Below are 17,982 nucleotides of genomic sequence, written 5' to 3'. Positions count from 1 at the left end.
CAAGACATACACCGCATGATCACCAAACTCGTCATCCTCGACCGCGACGGCACCATCAACCAAGACAGCGACGATTACGTCAAGTCTGCCGATGAATGGTTGCCCTTGCCGGGGGCCTTAGAAGCCATTGCACGACTGAATCACGCGGGTTGGCATGTGGTGGTGGCCTCGAACCAATCGGGCTTGGGTCGCGGCTTGTTCGACGTGGCTGCGCTCAACGCCATGCACGCCAAGATGCACAAGCTCTTGGGTGTGGCGGGCGGTCGCATTGATGCGGTTTTTTACTGTCCGCACAGCCCTGATGAAACCTGTCAATGCCGCAAGCCAGCGCCGGGTTTGTTTGAGCAAATTGGTGAACGCTACGGCATGGAGTTGACTGGCGTGCACACCGTGGGCGACAGCTTGCGTGATTTGCAAGCCGGTGCGGCGGCGGGGTGCACCCCGCACTTGGTCTACACGGGCAAGGGGCAAAAACTGCGCGGCAAAACATTGCCCGCTGATTTTCCGCCAGACACGCGTGCGCATGAGGACTTGGCCGCCTTTGTCGATTGGCTGCTGGTGCAGCCCGAGACCAAAGTCCACTCGGTGCACAAAACACCTCATAAAACAGGAGCCCTCGCATGATGGCCATGATTCGATCCACCGTGCACATGGCGTTCATGTTTGTCACGGTCATTCCATTTGCTTTGTTGATTGTGTTGGCTGCGGCGGTGGGCTTGGGGGCGGACAAACGTTACGCCATCGCGGCATCGTGGCTCAACCTGAGCATTCAAGCGGCACGCGTCATCATGGGCGTGCGCTATCGCATTCAAGGCCAAGAAAATTTGCCTGATGGCGCGACCAGTCCCGCTATTTTGTTGGTCAAACACCAGTCCACGTACGAGACCTTTTTGATGCCGGCGATCATGCCACACGCCTTGGCCTATGTGTTCAAACGCGAGTTGTTGTACGTGCCATTTTTTGGCTGGGCCATTGGCTTGTTGGACATGATTCACATCGACCGCAGCCAGCGCGCCAAAGCCTTTGGCAAAGTGGTGGAGCAGGGGCAGAAGTTGCTGGCGCAAGGGACGTGGGTCATCATGTTTCCTGAAGGCACGCGCATTCCACGCGGTGAGCGCGGCAATTACAAAAGTGGCGGCGCGCGCTTGGCCATCGCCACGGGCGCACCCGTGATTCCGATTGCGGTGACCTCCGCCAAATGCTGGCCACGCAAGGCCTTCATCAAGTTCCCGGGCGTGGTGGACGTGTCGATCGGCGCGCCCATTGACAGCGTCGGGCGCGAGGCCGATGAGCTGACCCGTGAAGTCGAAAATTGGATCGAGTCCGAAATGCACCGTCTCGATCCCGAGGCCTACGTCGCCAAGTCGTGAGGCCACACGCATGAGCCGCTTCTTGCAACTCGTGCTGGATATGTTTGAGGTGTCACCCATTCCTGTGCCGCCGCCCTCGCCAAGGCCGCGAACGCTGCAAGGGCCGCATCAACCCGCCGAACCACTGGGCCAAGTGCTGCCCAAAGCGCAGTTCACCCACCCGCGCGCCACGCGTCGCATTCAACTGGGCACCACCGATGTGGCTTATGCCTTTCGACGTGGCAAGCGCCGCACCATCGGCATGTCTGTGGGCCCCGATGGGCTGGAGGTCAGCGCGCCGACGTGGGTGACGGTGGGCGAGGTCGAGTCGGCGCTGCGCCAAAAGGCCGATTGGATTTCTCGCAAGCTGATTGAAATGGGCGAACGGCATGCGCAGATGGGGGCCCAGCGCATCGTTTGGTGCGATGGCGTGGTGGTGCCTTATCTGGGCGGACAGTTGCAGGCTGTGCTCGACTCCAGCCGCGCTTTGAAAAAGAACAGCGCGCAATTTGAACCTTCAGATCTCCCAGACACCTTGCACACGCTGCGCTTGGGCCTACCGCTTTACGCCACGCCCGAGCAAATTCGCGATGCCGTGCAGGCCTGGCTCATGCGGCAAGCCAAAGCCTTGTTCACCGAGCGCTTGCACCACTTTGCGCCGCTGTTGAATGTGCAGTGGCAGCGCCTGTCGCTCAGCAGTGCGGCGACGCGCTGGGGCAGTGCCAGCGCGAGTGGTGCGATTCGCCTGAACTGGCGCTTGGTGCACCACAAGCTGGAGGTGATTGACTATGTGGTTGCCCATGAGTTGAGCCATTTGCGCGTGATGGACCACAGCCCGCGCTTTTGGGACACCGTCAAAACGGTCATGCCCGACTACGCCGAGCGCCGTCGCGTGTTGAAAGACGAGCCCTTGCCGCCTTGGCATTGACGCGTTTTTGGCGGCTTTGAATTTTCCCGTCATAATTGACGTTTACGTAAACGTAAACACAACATGGCCACCACATATTCCATCAGCGACTTGGCGCGTGAGTTCGATCTCACGACCCGGGCCATCCGTTTTTACGAAGACATGGGCTTGCTGCAGCCGGAGCGCTCCGGCCCCGGCGGCCGCAATCGTGTCTACAGCCACCGTGACCGCACGCGTCTGAAGCTCACCCTGCGCGCCAAGCGTTTGGGCTTGTCGTTGACGGAGGCCAAAGACCTGATCGACATGTACGACAGCCCGCGCGACACAGGCCCACAGCTGCAAAAGTTTTTGGTGGTGCTGGCCGATCACAAACGCCAGCTGGAAGAGCAAATGGCCGAAATCCAAGCCAACCTTGACGAAGTCAAGGTGCATGAAAAAGAAGCCCGCAGCCTGTTGGCCAAGCAAGGTGCGGTGAGTGCGACACAACCCAAGGCCGTCAAAGCATGAGCACGACAAACACCCCTCCATCCGTCACGACGGCGCATCCCGATTTGCACGCCCGCATCGAAGCCAGCTTTGTGCGTCAAGGCATGATGCGCCACCTCGGCGCTCGCTTGGTGTCGGTCGCGCCCGGTGAGGTCGAAATCGCCTTGCCCTATTCCGAGCGTGTGACCCAGCAGCAAGGCGGCTACCACGGCGGCGCGATGGGCGCTTTGGCCGACATCGCCGCAGGCTACGCCGGTCTGACCTTGGCCGCTGAGGGGCAAGAGGTGACCACGGTCGAATACAAGATCAACTTTTTGGCTGCCTTCCAAGGCGGCGAGTTGCGTGCACGCGGCCATGTGGTGCGTGCGGGCAAACGGCTCATCATCACCACGGCCGAGGTGGTGCATCTGAACGACGACGGCGGTGAATCGCCTTGCGCCTTGATGCAACAAACCTTGGCCACCGTCAAACAAAGTTACTGAGACACACAAGGAGACCCCCATGAACAACTTGCCCGGACTGAATTTTCAACTTGGTGAAGACATCGACGCGCTGCGCGACGCTGTGCGTGAATTCGCCCAAGCCGAGATCGCCCCGCGCGCTGCCGAGATCGACCGCAACGACCAATTTCCCATGGATCTGTGGCGCAAGATGGGCGACTTGGGCGTGTTGGGCATCACCGTGGGCGAAGAGTACGGCGGTGCCAACATGGGCTACCTCGCGCACATGATTGCGATGGAAGAGATCTCTCGCGCCTCTGCCAGCGTGGGCCTGAGCTACGGTGCGCACAGCAACTTGTGCGTGAACCAAATCAAGCGCAATGGCACCGATGCGCAGCGCGCCAAGTACCTGCCCAAGCTCATCAGTGGCGAGCACGTCGGTGCGCTTGCCATGTCCGAGCCCGGTGCGGGTTCTGACGTCATCAGCATGAAGCTCAAGGCAGAGGACAAGGGCGGCTACTACGTGCTCAACGGCAGCAAGATGTGGATCACCAACGGCCCCGATGCCGACGCGCTGGTGGTCTACGCCAAGACCGAGCCCGAGTTGGGCGCACGCGGTGTGACGGCCTTTTTGATCGAAAAAGGTATGAAGGGCTTCAGCGTCGCGCAAAAGCTCGACAAGCTGGGCATGCGCGGCAGCCACACTGGCGAGCTGGTGTTCCAAAACGTCGAAGTGCCCGCTGAAAACATTTTGGGTGGCCTGAACATGGGGGCCAAAGTCTTGATGAGTGGTTTGGACTACGAACGCGCTGTGCTGACTGGCGGTCCTTTAGGCATCATGCAATCGGTGATGGACAACGTCATCCCCTACATCCACGACCGCAAGCAATTTGGCCAAAGCATTGGTGAGTTCCAACTCATCCAAGGCAAAGTCGCCGACATGTACACCGTGCTGCAAGCCGGTCGCAGCTTTGCCTACACCGTGGCGAAAAACCTCGACTTACTTGGCACCGATCACGTGCGCCAAGTACGCAAAGACTGCGCCTCAGTCATTTTGTGGACGGCCGAAAAAGCCACGTGGATGGCGGGCGAAGGCGTGCAGATTTTTGGTGGCAACGGCTACATCAACGAGTACCCCCTGGGCCGTTTGTGGCGCGACGCCAAGCTGTACGAAATTGGTGCAGGCACCAGCGAGATTCGCCGCATGTTGATTGGCCGCGAGTTGTTTGCCGAGACTTGCTGAAATCCGTAGTCACAAAAAGGAATTGCGGCACGGCGACAATCGACGCATGAGCACATCACTTCAACACCTCTTTGACAACAATCGGGCGTGGGCCGGCCGCATGATTCAAGAGAATCCTGCGTATTTCTCACGCTTGGCCAACCAGCAAAACCCCAAGTATTTGTGGATTGGCTGCTCCGACAGCCGCGTGCCCGCCAACCAAATCACGGGCCTCGACCCAGGGGAGGTGTTTGTGCACCGCAACGTGGCCAACGTGGTGGTGCATTCCGATTTGAACGCCTTGTCGGTCATCCAATACGCGGTGGACGCGCTCAAGGTGGAGCACATCATGGTGGTGGGCCATTACGGTTGTGGTGGTGTGTTGGCCGCCACGCGTGGCACACGCGTGGGCTTGGCCGACAACTGGTTGCGTCATGTGCAAGACGTGCGCTTGCGCCATCGCCAGCGCCTCAACCATTTGCCGCAAGCCGAGCTGGAGTCGGTCATGTGCGAGATGAATGTGATTGAGCAGGTGGGCAACGTCGCCTTGTCGAACGTCATGCAAGACGCGTGGGGTCGTGGCCAAAAGGTGACCGTGCACGGCTGGATTTACGGCCTCGACAACGGCTTGGTCAAAGACCTCGGTGTGACCATGAGCCATGCCGGTGAAGTGGTCGATGTGTTCCGCAACGCTTTCAAACGCTACCCCCGTGGTGGCATGCTTCCCGCCGCGTGACCCTCGGGGTCGGCGCGGCATTTTTCTTTTTTAAATTGGAGAAATTCATGTCCGACCCTATCGTCATCGTCAGTGCTGCCCGTACACCCATGGGTAGCTTTCAAGGCGACTTCTCAAGCTTGGCCGCGCACGACCTCGGTGGTGCAGCCATCAAGGCCGCGGTAGAGCGTGCTGGTATCAACCCAGAGTTGGTGACCGAAGTTTTGTTTGGCAACTGTCTGATGGCAGGCCAGGGCCAAGCCCCTGCGCGTCAAGCCGGTTTCAAAGGCGGTTTGCCCAAGAGCGCTGGCGCTGTGACGCTGTCCAAAATGTGCGGTTCAGGCATGCGCGCCGCTATGTTCGCGCACGACATGTTGGTCGCTGGTACGCACGATGTGTTGGTGGCCGGCGGCATGGAAAGTATGACCAACGCGCCTTACCTCATGCTCAAAGGCCGCGGCGGTTATCGCTTGGGCCACGACCGTTTGTTTGACCACATGATGCTCGACGGTTTAGAAGACGCTTACGAAGCAGGCCGCAGCATGGGCACCTTCGGCGAAGACTGTGCCGCCAAATACAGCTTCACACGCGCCGAGCAAGACGCCTTTGCCACCGCCAGCGTGCAACGCGCGAAAGCCGCCACCGAGTCGGGGGCCTTTGCTGCAGAGATCACCCCCGTCACGGTCAAGACCCGTGCTGGCGAAACCGTGGTGTCGATTGACGAAGGCCCCGGCAAAGTCAAGCTCGACAAAATCACCTCGCTCAAGCCCGCCTTCAAAAAAGACGGCACCATCACCGCCGCCTCTAGCTCGTCCATCAACGATGGCGCAGCTGCCATGGTGTTGATGCGCGAAAGTACCGCCAAGCAATTGGGCTGCACGCCCTTGGCCCGCATCGTCAGCCACGCCACGCATGCGCAAGAGCCTGAGTGGTTTGCGACCGCGCCCGTTGGCGCCACACAAAAAGCGTTGGCCAAAGCCGGTTGGGCTGTGGGTGATGTGGACTTGTGGGAAGTCAACGAAGCCTTCGCTGTCGTGCCCATGGCGCTCATGAAAGAACTCAACGTGCCACACGACAAAGTCAACGTCAACGGCGGCGCGTGTGCCTTGGGTCACCCCATCGGCGCATCCGGCGCACGCATCATGGTCACGCTGATTCACGCGCTCAAAGCACGCGGCCTGAAAAAAGGCTTGGCCACCTTGTGCATCGGTGGCGGCGAAGGCACGGCCGTGGCCTTAGAACTCATTTAAGGACGCGCCATGTTGCTCACGCCTGACCAAACCATGATCCGCGACGCTGTGCGCGACTTTGCTCAACAAGAACTGTGGCCCAACGCCGCCAAGTGGGACAAAGAGCACACCTTTCCGCACGCGGTGCACAAGGGGCTGGCCGCGCTCGGCGCGTATGGCATTTGCGTGCCCGAAGACTTGGGCGGCGCTGGTTTGGACTACCTCACCCTCGCTTTGGTGCTCGAAGAAATCGCCGCAGGCGATGGCGGCACCAGCACTGCCATCAGCGTGACCAACTGCCCCGTCAACGCCATCCTCATGCGCTACGGCAACGACGCGCAAAAGAAACAATGGCTCACCGAATTAGCCCAAGGCAACATGCTCGGCGCGTTCTGTTTGACCGAGCCACATGTGGGCTCCGACGCGTCGGCCCTGCGCACCACCGCCACCAAAGAGGGCGACGAATACGTCATCAACGGCGTGAAGCAATTCATCACCAGCGGCAAAAATGGCCATGTGGCCATCGTCATTGCCGTGACCGACAAAGGCGCGGGCAAGAAAGGCATGAGCGCCTTCATCGTGCCGACCAACGCGCCCGGCTACCAAGTGGCGCGACTCGAAGACAAGCTGGGCCAACACAGCAGCGACACCGCGCAAATCAACTTCGACAACTGCCGCATTCCTGCTGAGAACTTGATTGGCGCGGAAGGCGAGGGCTACAAGATTGCACTGTCCGCGTTGGAAGGTGGCCGCATCGGCATCGCCGCACAAAGCATTGGCATGGCCCGCAGCGCGTTTGAAGCGGCGTTGCAATACAGCAAAGAGCGCGTGAGCTTTGGCACCGCCATCTTCAACCACCAAGCCGTGGGGTTTCGTTTGGCCGACTGCGCCACGCAGCTCGAAGCCGCGCGCCAGTTGATGTACCACGCCGCTGCTTTGCGTGACGCCGGTTTGCCGTGTTTGAAAGAGGCGGCCATGGCCAAACTCTTTGCCAGCGAAACGGCCGAGAAGGTGTGCAGCGTCGCCATTCAAACTTTGGGTGGTTACGGCGTGGTGAGTGACTTTCCCGTCGAGCGCATTTACCGTGACGTGCGCGTGTGCCAAATTTACGAAGGCACCAGCGACGTGCAAAAAATCATCATCCAACGCGCCTTGGCTTGATGTCGCTTCACATGCCATTCACGTGGCGTGTGTAGCATCGTGCTTCGTTAACAGGACATCGTATGAACTTTGCGCAATCCCACATTGCCACGCTTTTCAAATACGGCGGCATCAGCTTCATTGCTGGCGCCGTCAACCACGGATTTTTCAGCGAGACGCGTTCGTTTTGGACGGCGGGCTTTGGCGTGTTGTCCTATTTGTTTGGCGCATGGTTGGAGACGCGCAACCGCGAAGCGCTGAATGTGCGCTGGACCGATGTGCTGGGTTTTGGTTTTGTGTCGTCCATCGGATTGGGCTTTTTCACAGGCGGTTTGCAACACTTCCCTGATTCGCCAGACCGTAGCTTGTGGGTGGTGCCCTTGGGTTTTGTGCTCAGCCTTTTGGCCATGTACTTCATGGAGGGGCGCACGCGCACCTCGGTGCGGTCTTTGGTGAGCTACGGCTTGGTGGCTTTTGCGGTGGTCATGGCGATTTCCGCCACCGCATGGTCGCTCTTGCAAGGTTTGCCGCCATCCGAACACAGCCATTCCCATGACAACAGCTCCGCCGCAGAGGCGCACACGCATGGTGCTGCGACAGAGGCCGCGCATACCCATGAGGCCCCTGCGGCGTCAGACACCCGCATCGTCGCCATCGAGATGAACGATGCCATGCGCTTCACCCCCGCCAATTGGCAAGCCACCTCCGGCGAGACCGTGCGCATTCGCGTGACCAACACCGGCAAAGTGCGTCACGAAATGGTGATTGGCAGCGAAGACGATTTGCGCGCCCATGCGGCCGCCATGAAGCAGCAAAAAGAAGGGCACTCACACGCCCACAACGCCTTGTCCTTGGGCGCGGGTGAAACGGGTGAGTTGGTCTGGACCTTCACCGATGCCGGCGTGTTGCACATGGCGTGTTTTGAACCCGGCCATTACGACGCAGGCATGCGCGGCACCATCTCGGTGTTGCCTTAAACGCGCGATATGACCACCGCTGTCGCTTGCCCTTGTGGACGCATCGACGCCAAGCGTCGCCCCTTGGCGTACGCGGCCTGTTGCGGTGTTTTTGTGGACCACGTTGACGTGACGCCTGCCCCCAACGCTGAGGCTTTGATGCGCTCTCGTTACAGCGCCTTTGTGCAAGAGCGCGCTGACTATTTGCTCGCCACGTGGCACCCGAGCACACGCCCCGCGTCGCTCGACTTTGATGCGGGTGCCAAATGGTTAGGCCTTGAGGTGCGCGACCACCACATGACCGGCGACCACACGGCCGAGGTGACTTTTGTCGCCCGTTACCGCCTGCCCAGCGGCGCCGTGCGCATGCATGAGCGCAGCCGCTTTGTGCGCGAAGACGGACGTTGGTTGTATGTGGACGGCGATGTGCTCTAGCGCGTCGTGCCAGGACGCTGTTTTTCTTCGTCAGTTCCGGCCCTGATAATTGGCGTATGAAATTCGAAGCCGTGTTGTTTGATTGTGATGGCGTGCTGGTCGACAGCGAAGCCCTCACCTGCGGGGCCTTGCGCGACATGCTGCAAGAAAGTGGCTGGACGCTGACCTTGCAAGAATGCATGGCGCACTTTGTGGGTCACACCGTGCGCAATCGCCGCGACTTGATCGAGGCCAACACAGGCAAGCCGTTGACCGATGCTTTCATGGACGAGTTTTACCGCCGTCGCAATCTGCGCTTAGACGCCGACATCACGGCCATCCCGCACATTCACGCCGCGGTGCAACACGTCTTCGATGCGTGCCAAGGTCAGATTGCCTGCGCGTCTGGCGCAGACCGATTCAAAATCAATTTGATGCTGGGCAAAGTGGGCTTGTTCGACTTCTTTGACGGTCGCATTTTCAGTGGCCACGAAGTGCCGCACACCAAACCCGCACCCGATGTGTATTTGGCCGCTGCCGCGCATTTGGGCAAAGACCCCAAGCGTTGCCTGGCGGTTGAAGACACACCGGTGGGCGTGACCGCTGGCGTCGCGGCGGGGGCTACGGTGTGGGGCTATGCCGCCCACGGGCAGGCGGACGTGTTGCGTGCGGCCGGTGCGGCCCATGTGTTCACCTGCATGAGCGAGTTCCCCGCGCTGTTTACCGCCGCCTGATGGGCTGGCACCCAAGACGCTCAGCGATGGCGTTGTTGACGAAACGCGTCGGGTGAGGTGCCTGTCCAGCCTTTGAACGCGCGAATAAAGCTCTTCTCGTTTTGAAACCCTGCCGCTTCGGCAATTTGTTTCAGCGGTCGCGTGGTGCGTTGCAGTTGCGCCATGGCGACATCGCGGCGCACGGCGTCTTTGAGTTCTTGCAGCGAGGCGTTTTCTTCTTTCAGTTGTCGGTGCAGCGTGCGTGCCGACATGTTGAGCCAAGCGGCCAAGTCTTCGGCGTTGCGGCCATGTTCGGGATGCTGGGCCAAGGTTTGACGCACTTTTTCCACCAGCAAGCGGTCGCGTCGGTAAGGGCGCACGGTCAACAGCAAGGCGCGTTGCAGCATCTGTTGCAGCGCGGCTTCATCGCGGCGCACGGGTAAGGCCAAATAGCCCGCATCAAACTGCAAGGTGTTAGCCGCGGCGTTGAACGTGGTGGGCCCGTCAAACAACACGCGGTAGCTGTCTGCGTGGGCGGGGGCTGCAAAACGCAGATGTGTGGCTTGCAGGGGAATGCGCGAATCCGTCAACCAACACGCCACGCCCAAGGCATTGCGCAACACGGACACCACACAGAACTCGCGAAACAGCCCCAAGTCGCGCACTTCGTCCAATTGCAAGGTGGCAACGCCGTGGCGTTCGCTGAGGTGCAGGTGAATGTCGTCCGTCAGTAGGCCGTGGTGCCTGCACCAGCGGGCCAGCGCCAAACCCAGGGTGGGCGAGGTGAGCGAGGCACGCACCAGCAACCCGTAGCTGCCCCAAGGCAAGCGGCGGCTGAACCAGCCCAAGCCTTCGTCGTCCAAGGCTTGCATGGCGAGGCCTGAGATCAGCTCCATCTGCATGGCCGTCACGCGGGCATCGTTTTGTTGCAGCAGCTTTGGCTCGATTTGTGCCTTGGCCAGCGCCTCATCCATGGGCATGCCACGTTGTGCGTAAGCGGCCGCTATTGCCTGAATAAAAGCAATCGGCGTCTCTGCACGACCTTGCGCTGGCGACGGTGTGTTTGCGTGGCTAGGGTTAACCATATTGGAGGTGCATTGTGGCAGGATTTGCAACCCTGCTGACGCCCAACGCGTGACGGTTCGGCCTAAGCTCTGACGCAAAGGACGAAGACATGACTGTTTTGCACACCCAATTGAACCCCCGCTCCGCAGATTTCGCGGCCAACGCTGCCGCCATGCGCGCCGTGGTGGACGATCTCAAAGCGCATCTTGAAAAAATCGCCGTCGGTGGCGGCGAAGCGGCGCGGGCCAAACACACCGCACGCGGCAAACTCTTGCCCCGTGATCGCGTACAAATGCTGCTCGACCCCGGCACGCCGTTTCTCGAAGTCGCGCCGCTTGCCGCGTTGAACATGTACAACAACGACGCCCCGTGCGCGGGCCTGATTGCCGGCATTGGCCGCGTCAGCGGCGTGGACTGCATGATCGTCTGCAACGACGCCACGGTGAAGGGCGGCACCTACTACCCCCTGACCGTGAAAAAGCATTTGCGTGCGCAAGAGATCGCGCAGCAAAACAACTTGCCTTGCATTTACTTGGTGGACTCAGGCGGCGCCAACTTGCCCAACCAAGACGAGGTGTTCCCCGACCGCGACCACTTTGGTCGCATCTTCTTCAACCAAGCCAACATGAGCGCGCAAGGCATTGCGCAAATCGCGGTGGTGATGGGCAGTTGCACGGCGGGTGGCGCGTATGTGCCCGCCATGAGCGACGAAACCATCATTGTCAAAAACCAAGGCACCATCTTTTTGGGCGGCCCGCCTTTGGTGAAAGCCGCCACGGGCGAAGTGGTGACGGCCGAAGACTTAGGCGGTGGCGATGTGCACACCCGCCTGTCTGGCGTGGCCGACCACTTGGCGCAAAACGATGTGCATGCCTTGGCGCTGGCGCGTCATGCCGTGAAAAACCTCAACGCCCAAAAACAACCCAACATCGCGACCCACACACCCGTGCCGCCAAAGTTCGATGCGCAAGAGTTGTATGGCGTCATCCCCGCAGACACGCGCAAGCCGTTTGATGTGCGCGAGATCATTGCGCGCATCGTGGACGGCTCGGAATTTGACGAATTCAAAGCCCGCTTTGGCACCACGCTGGTGTGTGGCTTTGCGCGCATCGAAGGCATGCCGGTGGGCATCATTGCCAACAACGGCATTTTGTTCAGCGAGTCCGCTTTGAAAGGCGCGCACTTCATCGAGCTGTGTTGCCAGCGAAAAATCCCCTTGGTGTTTTTGCAAAACATCACCGGCTTCATGGTGGGCCGCAAGTACGAAAACGAAGGCATTGCACGCAACGGCGCCAAGATGGTCACAGCCGTGGCCACTGCGGCGGTCCCGAAGTTCACCATCATCATTGGCGGCAGCTTTGGGGCGGGCAACTACGGCATGTGCGGCCGTGCTTTCAGCCCGCGCTTTTTGTGGATGTGGCCAAACGCGCGCATCTCCGTGATGGGCGGCGAGCAAGCGGCCAGCGTGTTGGCCACCGTCAAGCGCGATGGCATTGAGGGCAAAGGCGGCGCTTGGAGCATGGAGGAAGAGGAGGCTTTCAAAGCGCCCATCAAGCAGCAATACGAAGACCAAGGCCACCCCTACTACGCCACGGCGCGCTTGTGGGATGACGGCGTGATCGACCCCGCCGACACGCGGCGTGTGCTGGCGCTGGGATTGAGTGCATCGTTGAATGCGCCGATTCCTGACACCAAATTTGGTTTGTTCCGCATGTGATGGACGAGGTGTTTTTATGACGACCACGACTCCTTCTGCCTTGTCTATTTCTACCCAAGCGGGCGTGCGCACCATCACGCTCAGTCGCCCCGATGTGCGCAACGCGTTCAATGATGAAGTCATTTCAGAATTGAAGAATGCTTTCACCGAAGCTGGCCTTGCCACCGACGTGCGTTGCGTGGTGCTCGCTGCGGTGGGCCCCGCGTTTTGTGCAGGCGCTGACCTGAACTGGATGCGCCGCATGGCCGACTACACACGCGACGAAAACTTGGCCGATGCCGGACAGCTCGCCGCGATGTTGCGCGCCATTTACGACTGCCCCAAGCCCACCATCGCCCGCGTGCAGGGCGATGTGTTTGCAGGGGGCTTAGGGCTCGTTGCGGCCTGCGACATGGCGGTGAGTGTGGACGCGGCCACTTACTGCTTGAGCGAGGTCAAACTCGGCCTCATCCCCGCCACCATCAGCCCTTACGTGATTCGTGCCATGGGCGCCCGCGCCTCGCATCGCTACTTTTTAACGGCGGAGCGTTTCAGCGCTGCCGAAGCGCACCGCACAGGCTTGGTCCACGAGGTGGTCACGGCCGATGCGTTAGACGCCAAAGTTGCTGAGCTGACGACGGCGTTGGTCAGTGCCAGCCCCAACGCTGTGCGCGCCTGCAAACGCTTGGTGCAAGACGTGGCTGGGCGCGACATTGACGATGCGCTCGTGGCGCACACCGTGGCGGGTATTGCCGACATCCGTGCCAGCGTGGAAGGCAAAGAGGGCGTGCAATCGTTCTTGCAAAAACGCAAACCCAACTGGCTGCTCTGACGCGGGCTCGCCCGCCGTCGATTCACCCATCGCCATTCACGCCTCGCCTTGAACTCAGAAAGACAACCTGTCATGTTTCAAAAAATTCTCATCGCCAACCGTGGCGAAATCGCCTGCCGCGTGGCAGCCACTGCTCGCAAACTGGGCATCCAAACCGTGGCTGTGTATTCCGATGCAGATGCACAGGCCAAGCATGTGCAAGTGTGTGACGAAGCCGTTCACATCGGCGGCAGCGCGCCCAAAGACAGCTACTTGCGCTGGGAGCGCATTTTGCAAGCCGCGCAAGACACGGGCGCACAAGCCGTGCACCCCGGCTACGGTTTCTTGAGCGAGAACGAAGACTTCGCCAAAGCCTGCGCCGCAGCCGGTTTGGTCTTCATTGGCCCGCCCGCCTCAGCGATTCAAGCGATGGGCCTCAAAGCAGAGTCCAAGCAGCTGATGGAAAAAGCCGGCGTGCCCTTGGTGCCTGGCTACCACGGCGCCGACCAAGACCCTGCCTTGTTGCAGCGCGAAGCCGACCAAATGGGCTACCCCGTGCTCATCAAGGCCAGTGCGGGCGGCGGTGGCAAGGGCATGCGCATTGTTGAAAAGACGGCCGACTTTGCCGAGGCTTTGGCCAGTTGCAAACGCGAAGCCATCAACAGCTTTGGCGACGATGCGGTGTTGATCGAGAAATACGTGCAACGCCCACGCCACATTGAAATTCAGGTGTTTGGCGACACACACGGTAACTGCGTGTATTTGTTCGAGCGCGATTGCTCGGTGCAACGCCGTCATCAAAAGGTGTTGGAAGAAGCGCCTGCGCCTGGCATGACCGAAGCGCTGCGCAAGCAGATGGGCGAAGCCGCCGTCGCCGCCGCGAAGGCCGTGAATTACGTGGGTGCGGGCACGGTGGAGTTCATCGTGGAGCAAACGGGCTATGACAGCCCCGAGTCCATGAAGTTTTTCTTCATGGAGATGAACACCCGCTTGCAGGTGGAGCATCCGGTGACCGAAGCCATCACCGGCCTCGACTTGGTGGAGTGGCAATTGCGCGTTGCCAGTGGCGAGCCCTTGCCTTTGCGTCAAGACCAATTGCGCATTCATGGCCATGCCATCGAAGCGCGCATCTGCGCCGAGAACCCCGACAACAACTTCTTGCCCGCCACTGGCACTTTGGCGGTGTACCGCAAGCCAGCGTGCAGCAGTTTTGAGATCAGTGATGTGTCTTCATGTGTGCGCATTGACGACGGCGTGCGTGAGGGCGACAGCATCAGTCCGTTTTACGACTCCATGGTGGCCAAGCTCATCGTGCACGGCGACACGCGCGAGCAAGCCTTGGCCCGCTTGGACGAGGCGCTGGCGCAAACGCGCATCGTGGGCTTGACCACCAATGTGCAGTTCTTGCGCCGCGTCATTAAGACCGATTCGTTCGCCACGGCCAAGCTCGACACGGCGCTCATTCAGCGCGAAGACAAAGCCTTGTTTGGCCAAGAACCCTTGGGCTTGGCCTTGACCGCCGCTGCCGTGGTGGCCAGCACCTTGCAGCGTGAAGCCGCCTTGGCTGGCCACGACCCGTTCAGCCGTCGCGATGGCTGGCGTGCTTACGGCGTGGCGTCGCGTCGCTTTGGTTTTGTGTTTCACAGCCAAGCGCAAACCGCGTTGCTGACCTACGGCCACGATGGCACGACACAGTTGAGCGTGATCGAGCAGGTGGCCGACGCATCCGCGTTTGAACCCGTCACGGGGCCGTTGACATGGCGCGCTGAGGGCGATCAGTTAGCCATTGCGTTTGCCGGTCAACAAGCCCGCGTGCAGGTGTTCATGCATGTGGAAGGTGGCGACGATGTGGCCCATGTGTTTGCCCCGCAGGGTGCGACACGCATCACCTTGGTCGATGCGCTGGCCCATGCGGGCGAGGCGCAAGAAGCGGGGGGACGCCTGACGGCCCCCATGCCCGGCAAGGTGGTGTCTTTCTCGGTGAACGTAGGCGACAAGGTCAAGGCCGGCCAGCCTTTGGCGGTGATGGAAGCGATGAAAATGGAGCACACCATGGCCGCGCCCGCCGATGGCGAAGTGCTGGAGCTGCTGTACGCACCCGGCGACCAAGTGGCAGAAGGCGCGGAGTTGCTGAAGCTCAAAACCGAATGACCCTATGAAAATCACCGTCTGCCTCACGAACATCAAACCCGAGCCTTGGGTGGACAGCTTGCGCGCGCTGCTGCCGCAAGCGGACGTGTCGGTGTGGCAACCTGGGAGCCCCGTGGCTGACCATGCGGTGGTGTGGGCGCCGCCACAACAATTCATCGACGAACAGGCGGGCCTCAAAACCTTGTTCAATATTGGTGCCGGCGTCGATGCCTTGTTGCAACTGCGCTTGCCACCCACGCTGCAAGTGGTGCGCTTGGATGATGCGGGCATGTCTGTGCAAATGGCCGAGTACGTGAGCCACGCGGTGATTCGTCATTTCCGCGAGTTCGATGCGTACGAGCGCGATGTGCGTGAAGGCAAGTGGTCGTACCGCAAGCCCAACCTGCGTGCCGATTTCTCGGTGGGCGTGATGGGCTTGGGTGTGTTGGGCGCGCGCGTCGCCAAGACCTTGCAAGCCTTTGAATTTCCGGTGAATGGCTGGAGCCGCAGCGCCAAACAATTGCCGGGCGTGCAGTGCTTTGCAGGCGCTCAGCAATTGAACGCGTTCTTGTCCAGCAGCCGTGTGTTGGTCAATTTGTTGCCGCTCACGCCTGAGACCGAAAACGTGTTGAACCAAGCCACGTTGTCGCAACTGCCGCCGCATGCCTATCTGATCAACGTGGCGCGTGGTCGACATTTGGTGGAAGACGATTTGTTGGCCCTGCTCGACAGCGGTCATTTGGTCGGTGCGACTTTGGATGTGTTTCGCACGGAGCCGTTGCCTGCGGGTCATGCGTTTTGGACGCACCCCAAAATCACCGTCACGCCGCACACCTCGGCGCGCACTTTGCGGGATGAAAGCGTGGCGCAAATTGCACAAAAAATGCTGGCGCTCGAACAAGGGCGCACCATTTCTGGCTTGGTCGACCCGCGCACGGGTTATTGATTTTTGAGAACGATGACAACCATGAACTTCCCGCCTCGCGTCCAACTCATCGATGTCGGCCCTCGCGACGGTCTGCAAAACGAAAAACAGCCGGTGCCTGCATCGGTCAAGGTTGAACTGGTGCATCGCCTGCAAGCCGCGGGCTTGCAAGAAATTGAAGTCACCAGTTTTGTGTCGCCCAAGTGGGTGCCACAGATGGCCGACAACGCCGAGGTGATGGCGGGCATCACGCGTTTGCCCAACGTGCGCTACTCGGTGCTCACGCCCAATGTGCATGGCTTTCAGGCGGCGGTGGCATCTAAGCCTGACGAGATCGTGGTGTTCGGCGCGGCCAGCGAGGCCTTCAGCCAAAAGAACATCAATTGCTCAATCGCCGAGAGCATCGAACGCTTTGCGCCTGTGGTGGAGGCAGCCTTGGCGGCTGGCATGGCCGTGCGCGGTGCGATGAGTTGCACGGTGGGCTGCCCTTACGAAGGCGACATCGCGCCCGAGCGCGTGGCGTATCTGGCAGGCTTGATGAAGCAAATTGGCGTGCAGCGCGTGGACGTGGCCGACACGATTGGGGTGGGCACGCCGCTCAAGGTGCAGCACGCCATCGAGGCCACGCTCATGCATTTCGATGTGGCGCATGTGTCGGGCCATTTCCATGACACGTATGGGCAGGCACTGTCCAACACCTTGGCGGCCTTGCAGATGGGCGTGTGGAATTTTCAGTCGTCGGTGGCGGGCTTGGGCGGTTGCCCGTATGCCAAAGGCGCCACGGGCAACGTGGCCACCGAAGACGTGGTGTACATGCTGCATGGCATGGGCATTGAGACGGGCATTGACCTAGATGCCTTGATCGATGCGGGCGCCTTCATCAGCGACTTTTTGGGCCGACCATCGGGCTCGCGGGTGGCGCGCGCCGTGATCAGCAAACGTAACAATTCTTAACACTTTCATTTTCAAATCTGGCGATAGACTCGCTCCTTCGGACATTCAACCCTCAGGAGCCCTATGTCAATTCCCCGCGTTCAAACCACCCGCCGCCAATTCAACCGCCAAGCCTCAGCAGGCTTTGCCGCTTTGCTGACGCTGGCCTACACCCAAGCCCACGCCCTGAGCTTGGCCGATTTGACCGACAAAGATGCGGGGCAGGGCCTCAAAGCCGCGTTGGAAAAAGGCGCGCAAGCCGCCGTGAGTTTGTTGGGGCAAACCGATGGTTTCATGGGTAACGAGAAGGTGCGCATTGGCTTGCCCGGTTACCTGAATGACGCGTCCAAGTTGCTCAAGCGTTTTGGCTTGGGACAAAAAGTCGATGAGTTGGTGCTGGCCATGAACCGTGCGGCCGAGTCGGCCATCCCCTTGTCGAAAGACTTGCTGGCGGGCGCGATTCAATCGATGTCGGTCAGCGATGCCAAGTCGATTTTGAGCGGCGGCGACACCTCGGTCACGGAGTTTTTCAGTACCAAAACACGCGAACCCATGGCGGCGAAGTTCTTGCCTGCCGTGACCCAAGCGACCGAAAAAGTGGGGGTTGCTTCGCTGTACAACGACGTGGCGGGCAAGGCGGCCAGCTTTGGCGTGGTGAACAAAGAGAATGCCAATGTGCAGCAATACGTGACCGGCAAATCGTTGGATGGCCTGTACGTGATGATTGGCGAAGAAGAGAAAAAGCTGCGCCAAAACCCAGCCGCGGCCGGTAGCGCGCTGTTGTCGAAAGTGTTTGGCGCGGTGCGTTAAAGCCGCCTTCGCGAGCCATACCCAATGAGACACCGGGGGCG

The 17,982-nt window shown here is 60.2% G+C and carries 19 protein-coding genes; 18 read left to right on the top strand and 1 reads right to left on the bottom strand.

Going from position 1 to position 17,982, the window contains the following annotated elements; translation table 11 throughout:
• Window positions 1-15: 15 nt before the first annotated feature.
• The 12 genes from gmhB (at window position 16) to C5F52_RS17055 (ending at window position 9,592) form a co-directional block, all read left to right on the top strand.
• Window positions 16-624, top strand: a complete 609-nt coding sequence (gmhB, locus tag C5F52_RS17110; RefSeq protein ID WP_104799559.1) for a D-glycero-beta-D-manno-heptose 1,7-bisphosphate 7-phosphatase — start codon at window positions 16-18, stop codon at window positions 622-624.
• Window positions 624-1,370, top strand: a complete 747-nt coding sequence (locus tag C5F52_RS17105) for a 1-acyl-sn-glycerol-3-phosphate acyltransferase (RefSeq protein WP_104799597.1) — start codon at window positions 624-626, stop codon at window positions 1,368-1,370. The genes gmhB and C5F52_RS17105 overlap by 1 nt, the downstream gene beginning before the upstream one ends.
• 10 nt (window positions 1,371-1,380) lie before the next feature.
• Window positions 1,381-2,277, top strand: coding sequence for a M48 family metallopeptidase (locus C5F52_RS17100; protein ID WP_104799558.1), 897 nt, complete (start codon window positions 1,381-1,383; stop codon window positions 2,275-2,277).
• A 63-nt stretch (window positions 2,278-2,340) separates the two neighbouring features.
• Window positions 2,341-2,763: a MerR family DNA-binding transcriptional regulator gene (locus tag C5F52_RS17095; RefSeq protein ID WP_104799557.1), complete on the top strand. Its 423-nt coding sequence runs from the start codon at window positions 2,341-2,343 to the stop codon at window positions 2,761-2,763.
• Window positions 2,760-3,224: a PaaI family thioesterase gene (locus C5F52_RS17090; protein WP_369952843.1), complete on the top strand. Its 465-nt coding sequence runs from the start codon at window positions 2,760-2,762 to the stop codon at window positions 3,222-3,224. The genes C5F52_RS17095 and C5F52_RS17090 overlap by 4 nt, the downstream gene beginning before the upstream one ends.
• Window positions 3,225-3,243: 19 nt before the next feature.
• The gene (locus C5F52_RS17085; RefSeq protein WP_104799556.1) at window positions 3,244-4,425 is read left to right on the top strand and encodes an isovaleryl-CoA dehydrogenase; all 1,182 of its coding nucleotides are present in this window, start codon (window positions 3,244-3,246) and stop codon (window positions 4,423-4,425) included.
• A gap of 46 nt (window positions 4,426-4,471) precedes the next feature.
• A complete protein-coding gene (can, locus tag C5F52_RS17080) occupies window positions 4,472-5,140 on the top strand; it encodes a carbonate dehydratase (protein WP_104799555.1) in 669 nt (222 codons plus the stop codon).
• Between the two features lie 47 nt (window positions 5,141-5,187).
• The gene (locus C5F52_RS17075; RefSeq protein WP_104799554.1) at window positions 5,188-6,369 is read left to right on the top strand and encodes an acetyl-CoA C-acyltransferase; all 1,182 of its coding nucleotides are present in this window, start codon (window positions 5,188-5,190) and stop codon (window positions 6,367-6,369) included.
• Window positions 6,370-6,378: 9 nt separating this feature from the next.
• Window positions 6,379-7,509, top strand: coding sequence for an acyl-CoA dehydrogenase family protein (locus tag C5F52_RS17070; RefSeq protein WP_104799553.1), 1,131 nt, complete (start codon window positions 6,379-6,381; stop codon window positions 7,507-7,509).
• 62 nt (window positions 7,510-7,571) lie between these two features.
• A complete protein-coding gene (locus C5F52_RS30250) occupies window positions 7,572-8,465 on the top strand; it encodes a plastocyanin/azurin family copper-binding protein (protein WP_236657898.1) in 894 nt (297 codons plus the stop codon).
• Between the two features lie 9 nt (window positions 8,466-8,474).
• A complete protein-coding gene (locus tag C5F52_RS17060) occupies window positions 8,475-8,879 on the top strand; it encodes a YchJ family protein (RefSeq protein WP_104799552.1) in 405 nt (134 codons plus the stop codon).
• A gap of 56 nt (window positions 8,880-8,935) precedes the next feature.
• Window positions 8,936-9,592: an HAD family phosphatase gene (locus C5F52_RS17055; RefSeq protein WP_104799551.1), complete on the top strand. Its 657-nt coding sequence runs from the start codon at window positions 8,936-8,938 to the stop codon at window positions 9,590-9,592.
• 20 nt (window positions 9,593-9,612) lie between these two features.
• On the opposite strand, the gene C5F52_RS17050 is transcribed toward C5F52_RS17055, so the two are convergent.
• Window positions 9,613-10,656 carry an AraC family transcriptional regulator gene (locus C5F52_RS17050; RefSeq protein WP_104799550.1) on the bottom strand — a complete coding sequence of 348 codons (1,044 nt, stop codon included), beginning with the start codon at window positions 10,654-10,656 and terminating at the stop codon, window positions 9,613-9,615.
• 89 nt (window positions 10,657-10,745) lie between these two features.
• Between C5F52_RS17050 and C5F52_RS17045 the strand changes: the two genes are divergently transcribed.
• The 6 genes from C5F52_RS17045 to C5F52_RS17020 all read left to right on the top strand — a co-directional run bounded on the left by C5F52_RS17045 (window position 10,746) and on the right by C5F52_RS17020 (window position 17,941).
• Window positions 10,746-12,353 carry a carboxyl transferase domain-containing protein gene (locus tag C5F52_RS17045; protein ID WP_104799549.1) on the top strand — a complete coding sequence of 536 codons (1,608 nt, stop codon included), beginning with the start codon at window positions 10,746-10,748 and terminating at the stop codon, window positions 12,351-12,353.
• A 16-nt stretch (window positions 12,354-12,369) separates the two neighbouring features.
• A complete protein-coding gene (locus C5F52_RS17040) occupies window positions 12,370-13,164 on the top strand; it encodes an enoyl-CoA hydratase/isomerase family protein (RefSeq protein ID WP_104799548.1) in 795 nt (264 codons plus the stop codon).
• 72 nt (window positions 13,165-13,236) lie between these two features.
• Window positions 13,237-15,294, top strand: a complete 2,058-nt coding sequence (locus tag C5F52_RS17035) for an acetyl/propionyl/methylcrotonyl-CoA carboxylase subunit alpha (RefSeq protein ID WP_104799547.1) — start codon at window positions 13,237-13,239, stop codon at window positions 15,292-15,294.
• A 4-nt stretch (window positions 15,295-15,298) separates the two neighbouring features.
• Entirely contained in the window at window positions 15,299-16,219 is a 921-nt protein-coding gene (locus C5F52_RS17030; protein WP_104799546.1) for a glyoxylate/hydroxypyruvate reductase A, read from the top strand.
• Between the two features lie 21 nt (window positions 16,220-16,240).
• On the top strand, window positions 16,241-17,152 hold the full coding sequence (locus C5F52_RS17025) for a hydroxymethylglutaryl-CoA lyase (protein ID WP_104799545.1): 912 nt from the start codon (window positions 16,241-16,243) through the stop codon (window positions 17,150-17,152).
• A 63-nt stretch (window positions 17,153-17,215) separates the two neighbouring features.
• Window positions 17,216-17,941, top strand: a complete 726-nt coding sequence (locus C5F52_RS17020; RefSeq protein WP_104799544.1) for a DUF4197 domain-containing protein — start codon at window positions 17,216-17,218, stop codon at window positions 17,939-17,941.
• The last annotated feature ends 41 nt before the right edge of the window (window positions 17,942-17,982 follow it).

This window comes from Limnohabitans sp. TS-CS-82, from assembly GCF_002943475.1.
The sequence above is the reverse complement of the archived record's forward strand: the minus strand, read 5'-3'. Positions and strand labels throughout refer to the sequence as shown.

Excerpts from the sequence above, each read along its gene's own strand:
- gmhB (WP_104799559.1), top strand. The coding sequence starts at position 16 with ATGATCACCAAACTCGTCATCCTCGACCGCGACGGCACCATCAACCAA.
- C5F52_RS17105 (WP_104799597.1), top strand. The coding sequence starts at position 624 with ATGGCCATGATTCGATCCACCGTGCACATGGCGTTCATGTTTGTCACG.
- C5F52_RS17100 (WP_104799558.1), top strand. The coding sequence starts at position 1,381 with ATGAGCCGCTTCTTGCAACTCGTGCTGGATATGTTTGAGGTGTCACCC.
- C5F52_RS17095 (WP_104799557.1), top strand. The coding sequence starts at position 2,341 with ATGGCCACCACATATTCCATCAGCGACTTGGCGCGTGAGTTCGATCTC.
- C5F52_RS17090 (WP_369952843.1), top strand. The coding sequence starts at position 2,760 with ATGAGCACGACAAACACCCCTCCATCCGTCACGACGGCGCATCCCGAT.
- C5F52_RS17085 (WP_104799556.1), top strand. The coding sequence starts at position 3,244 with ATGAACAACTTGCCCGGACTGAATTTTCAACTTGGTGAAGACATCGAC.
- can (WP_104799555.1), top strand. The coding sequence starts at position 4,472 with ATGAGCACATCACTTCAACACCTCTTTGACAACAATCGGGCGTGGGCC.
- C5F52_RS17075 (WP_104799554.1), top strand. The coding sequence starts at position 5,188 with ATGTCCGACCCTATCGTCATCGTCAGTGCTGCCCGTACACCCATGGGT.
- C5F52_RS17070 (WP_104799553.1), top strand. The coding sequence starts at position 6,379 with ATGTTGCTCACGCCTGACCAAACCATGATCCGCGACGCTGTGCGCGAC.
- C5F52_RS30250 (WP_236657898.1), top strand. The coding sequence starts at position 7,572 with ATGAACTTTGCGCAATCCCACATTGCCACGCTTTTCAAATACGGCGGC.
- C5F52_RS17060 (WP_104799552.1), top strand. The coding sequence starts at position 8,475 with ATGACCACCGCTGTCGCTTGCCCTTGTGGACGCATCGACGCCAAGCGT.
- C5F52_RS17055 (WP_104799551.1), top strand. The coding sequence starts at position 8,936 with ATGAAATTCGAAGCCGTGTTGTTTGATTGTGATGGCGTGCTGGTCGAC.
- C5F52_RS17050 (WP_104799550.1), bottom strand. The coding sequence starts at position 10,656 with ATGGTTAACCCTAGCCACGCAAACACACCGTCGCCAGCGCAAGGTCGT.
- C5F52_RS17045 (WP_104799549.1), top strand. The coding sequence starts at position 10,746 with ATGACTGTTTTGCACACCCAATTGAACCCCCGCTCCGCAGATTTCGCG.
- C5F52_RS17040 (WP_104799548.1), top strand. The coding sequence starts at position 12,370 with ATGACGACCACGACTCCTTCTGCCTTGTCTATTTCTACCCAAGCGGGC.
- C5F52_RS17035 (WP_104799547.1), top strand. The coding sequence starts at position 13,237 with ATGTTTCAAAAAATTCTCATCGCCAACCGTGGCGAAATCGCCTGCCGC.
- C5F52_RS17030 (WP_104799546.1), top strand. The coding sequence starts at position 15,299 with ATGAAAATCACCGTCTGCCTCACGAACATCAAACCCGAGCCTTGGGTG.
- C5F52_RS17025 (WP_104799545.1), top strand. The coding sequence starts at position 16,241 with ATGAACTTCCCGCCTCGCGTCCAACTCATCGATGTCGGCCCTCGCGAC.
- C5F52_RS17020 (WP_104799544.1), top strand. The coding sequence starts at position 17,216 with ATGTCAATTCCCCGCGTTCAAACCACCCGCCGCCAATTCAACCGCCAA.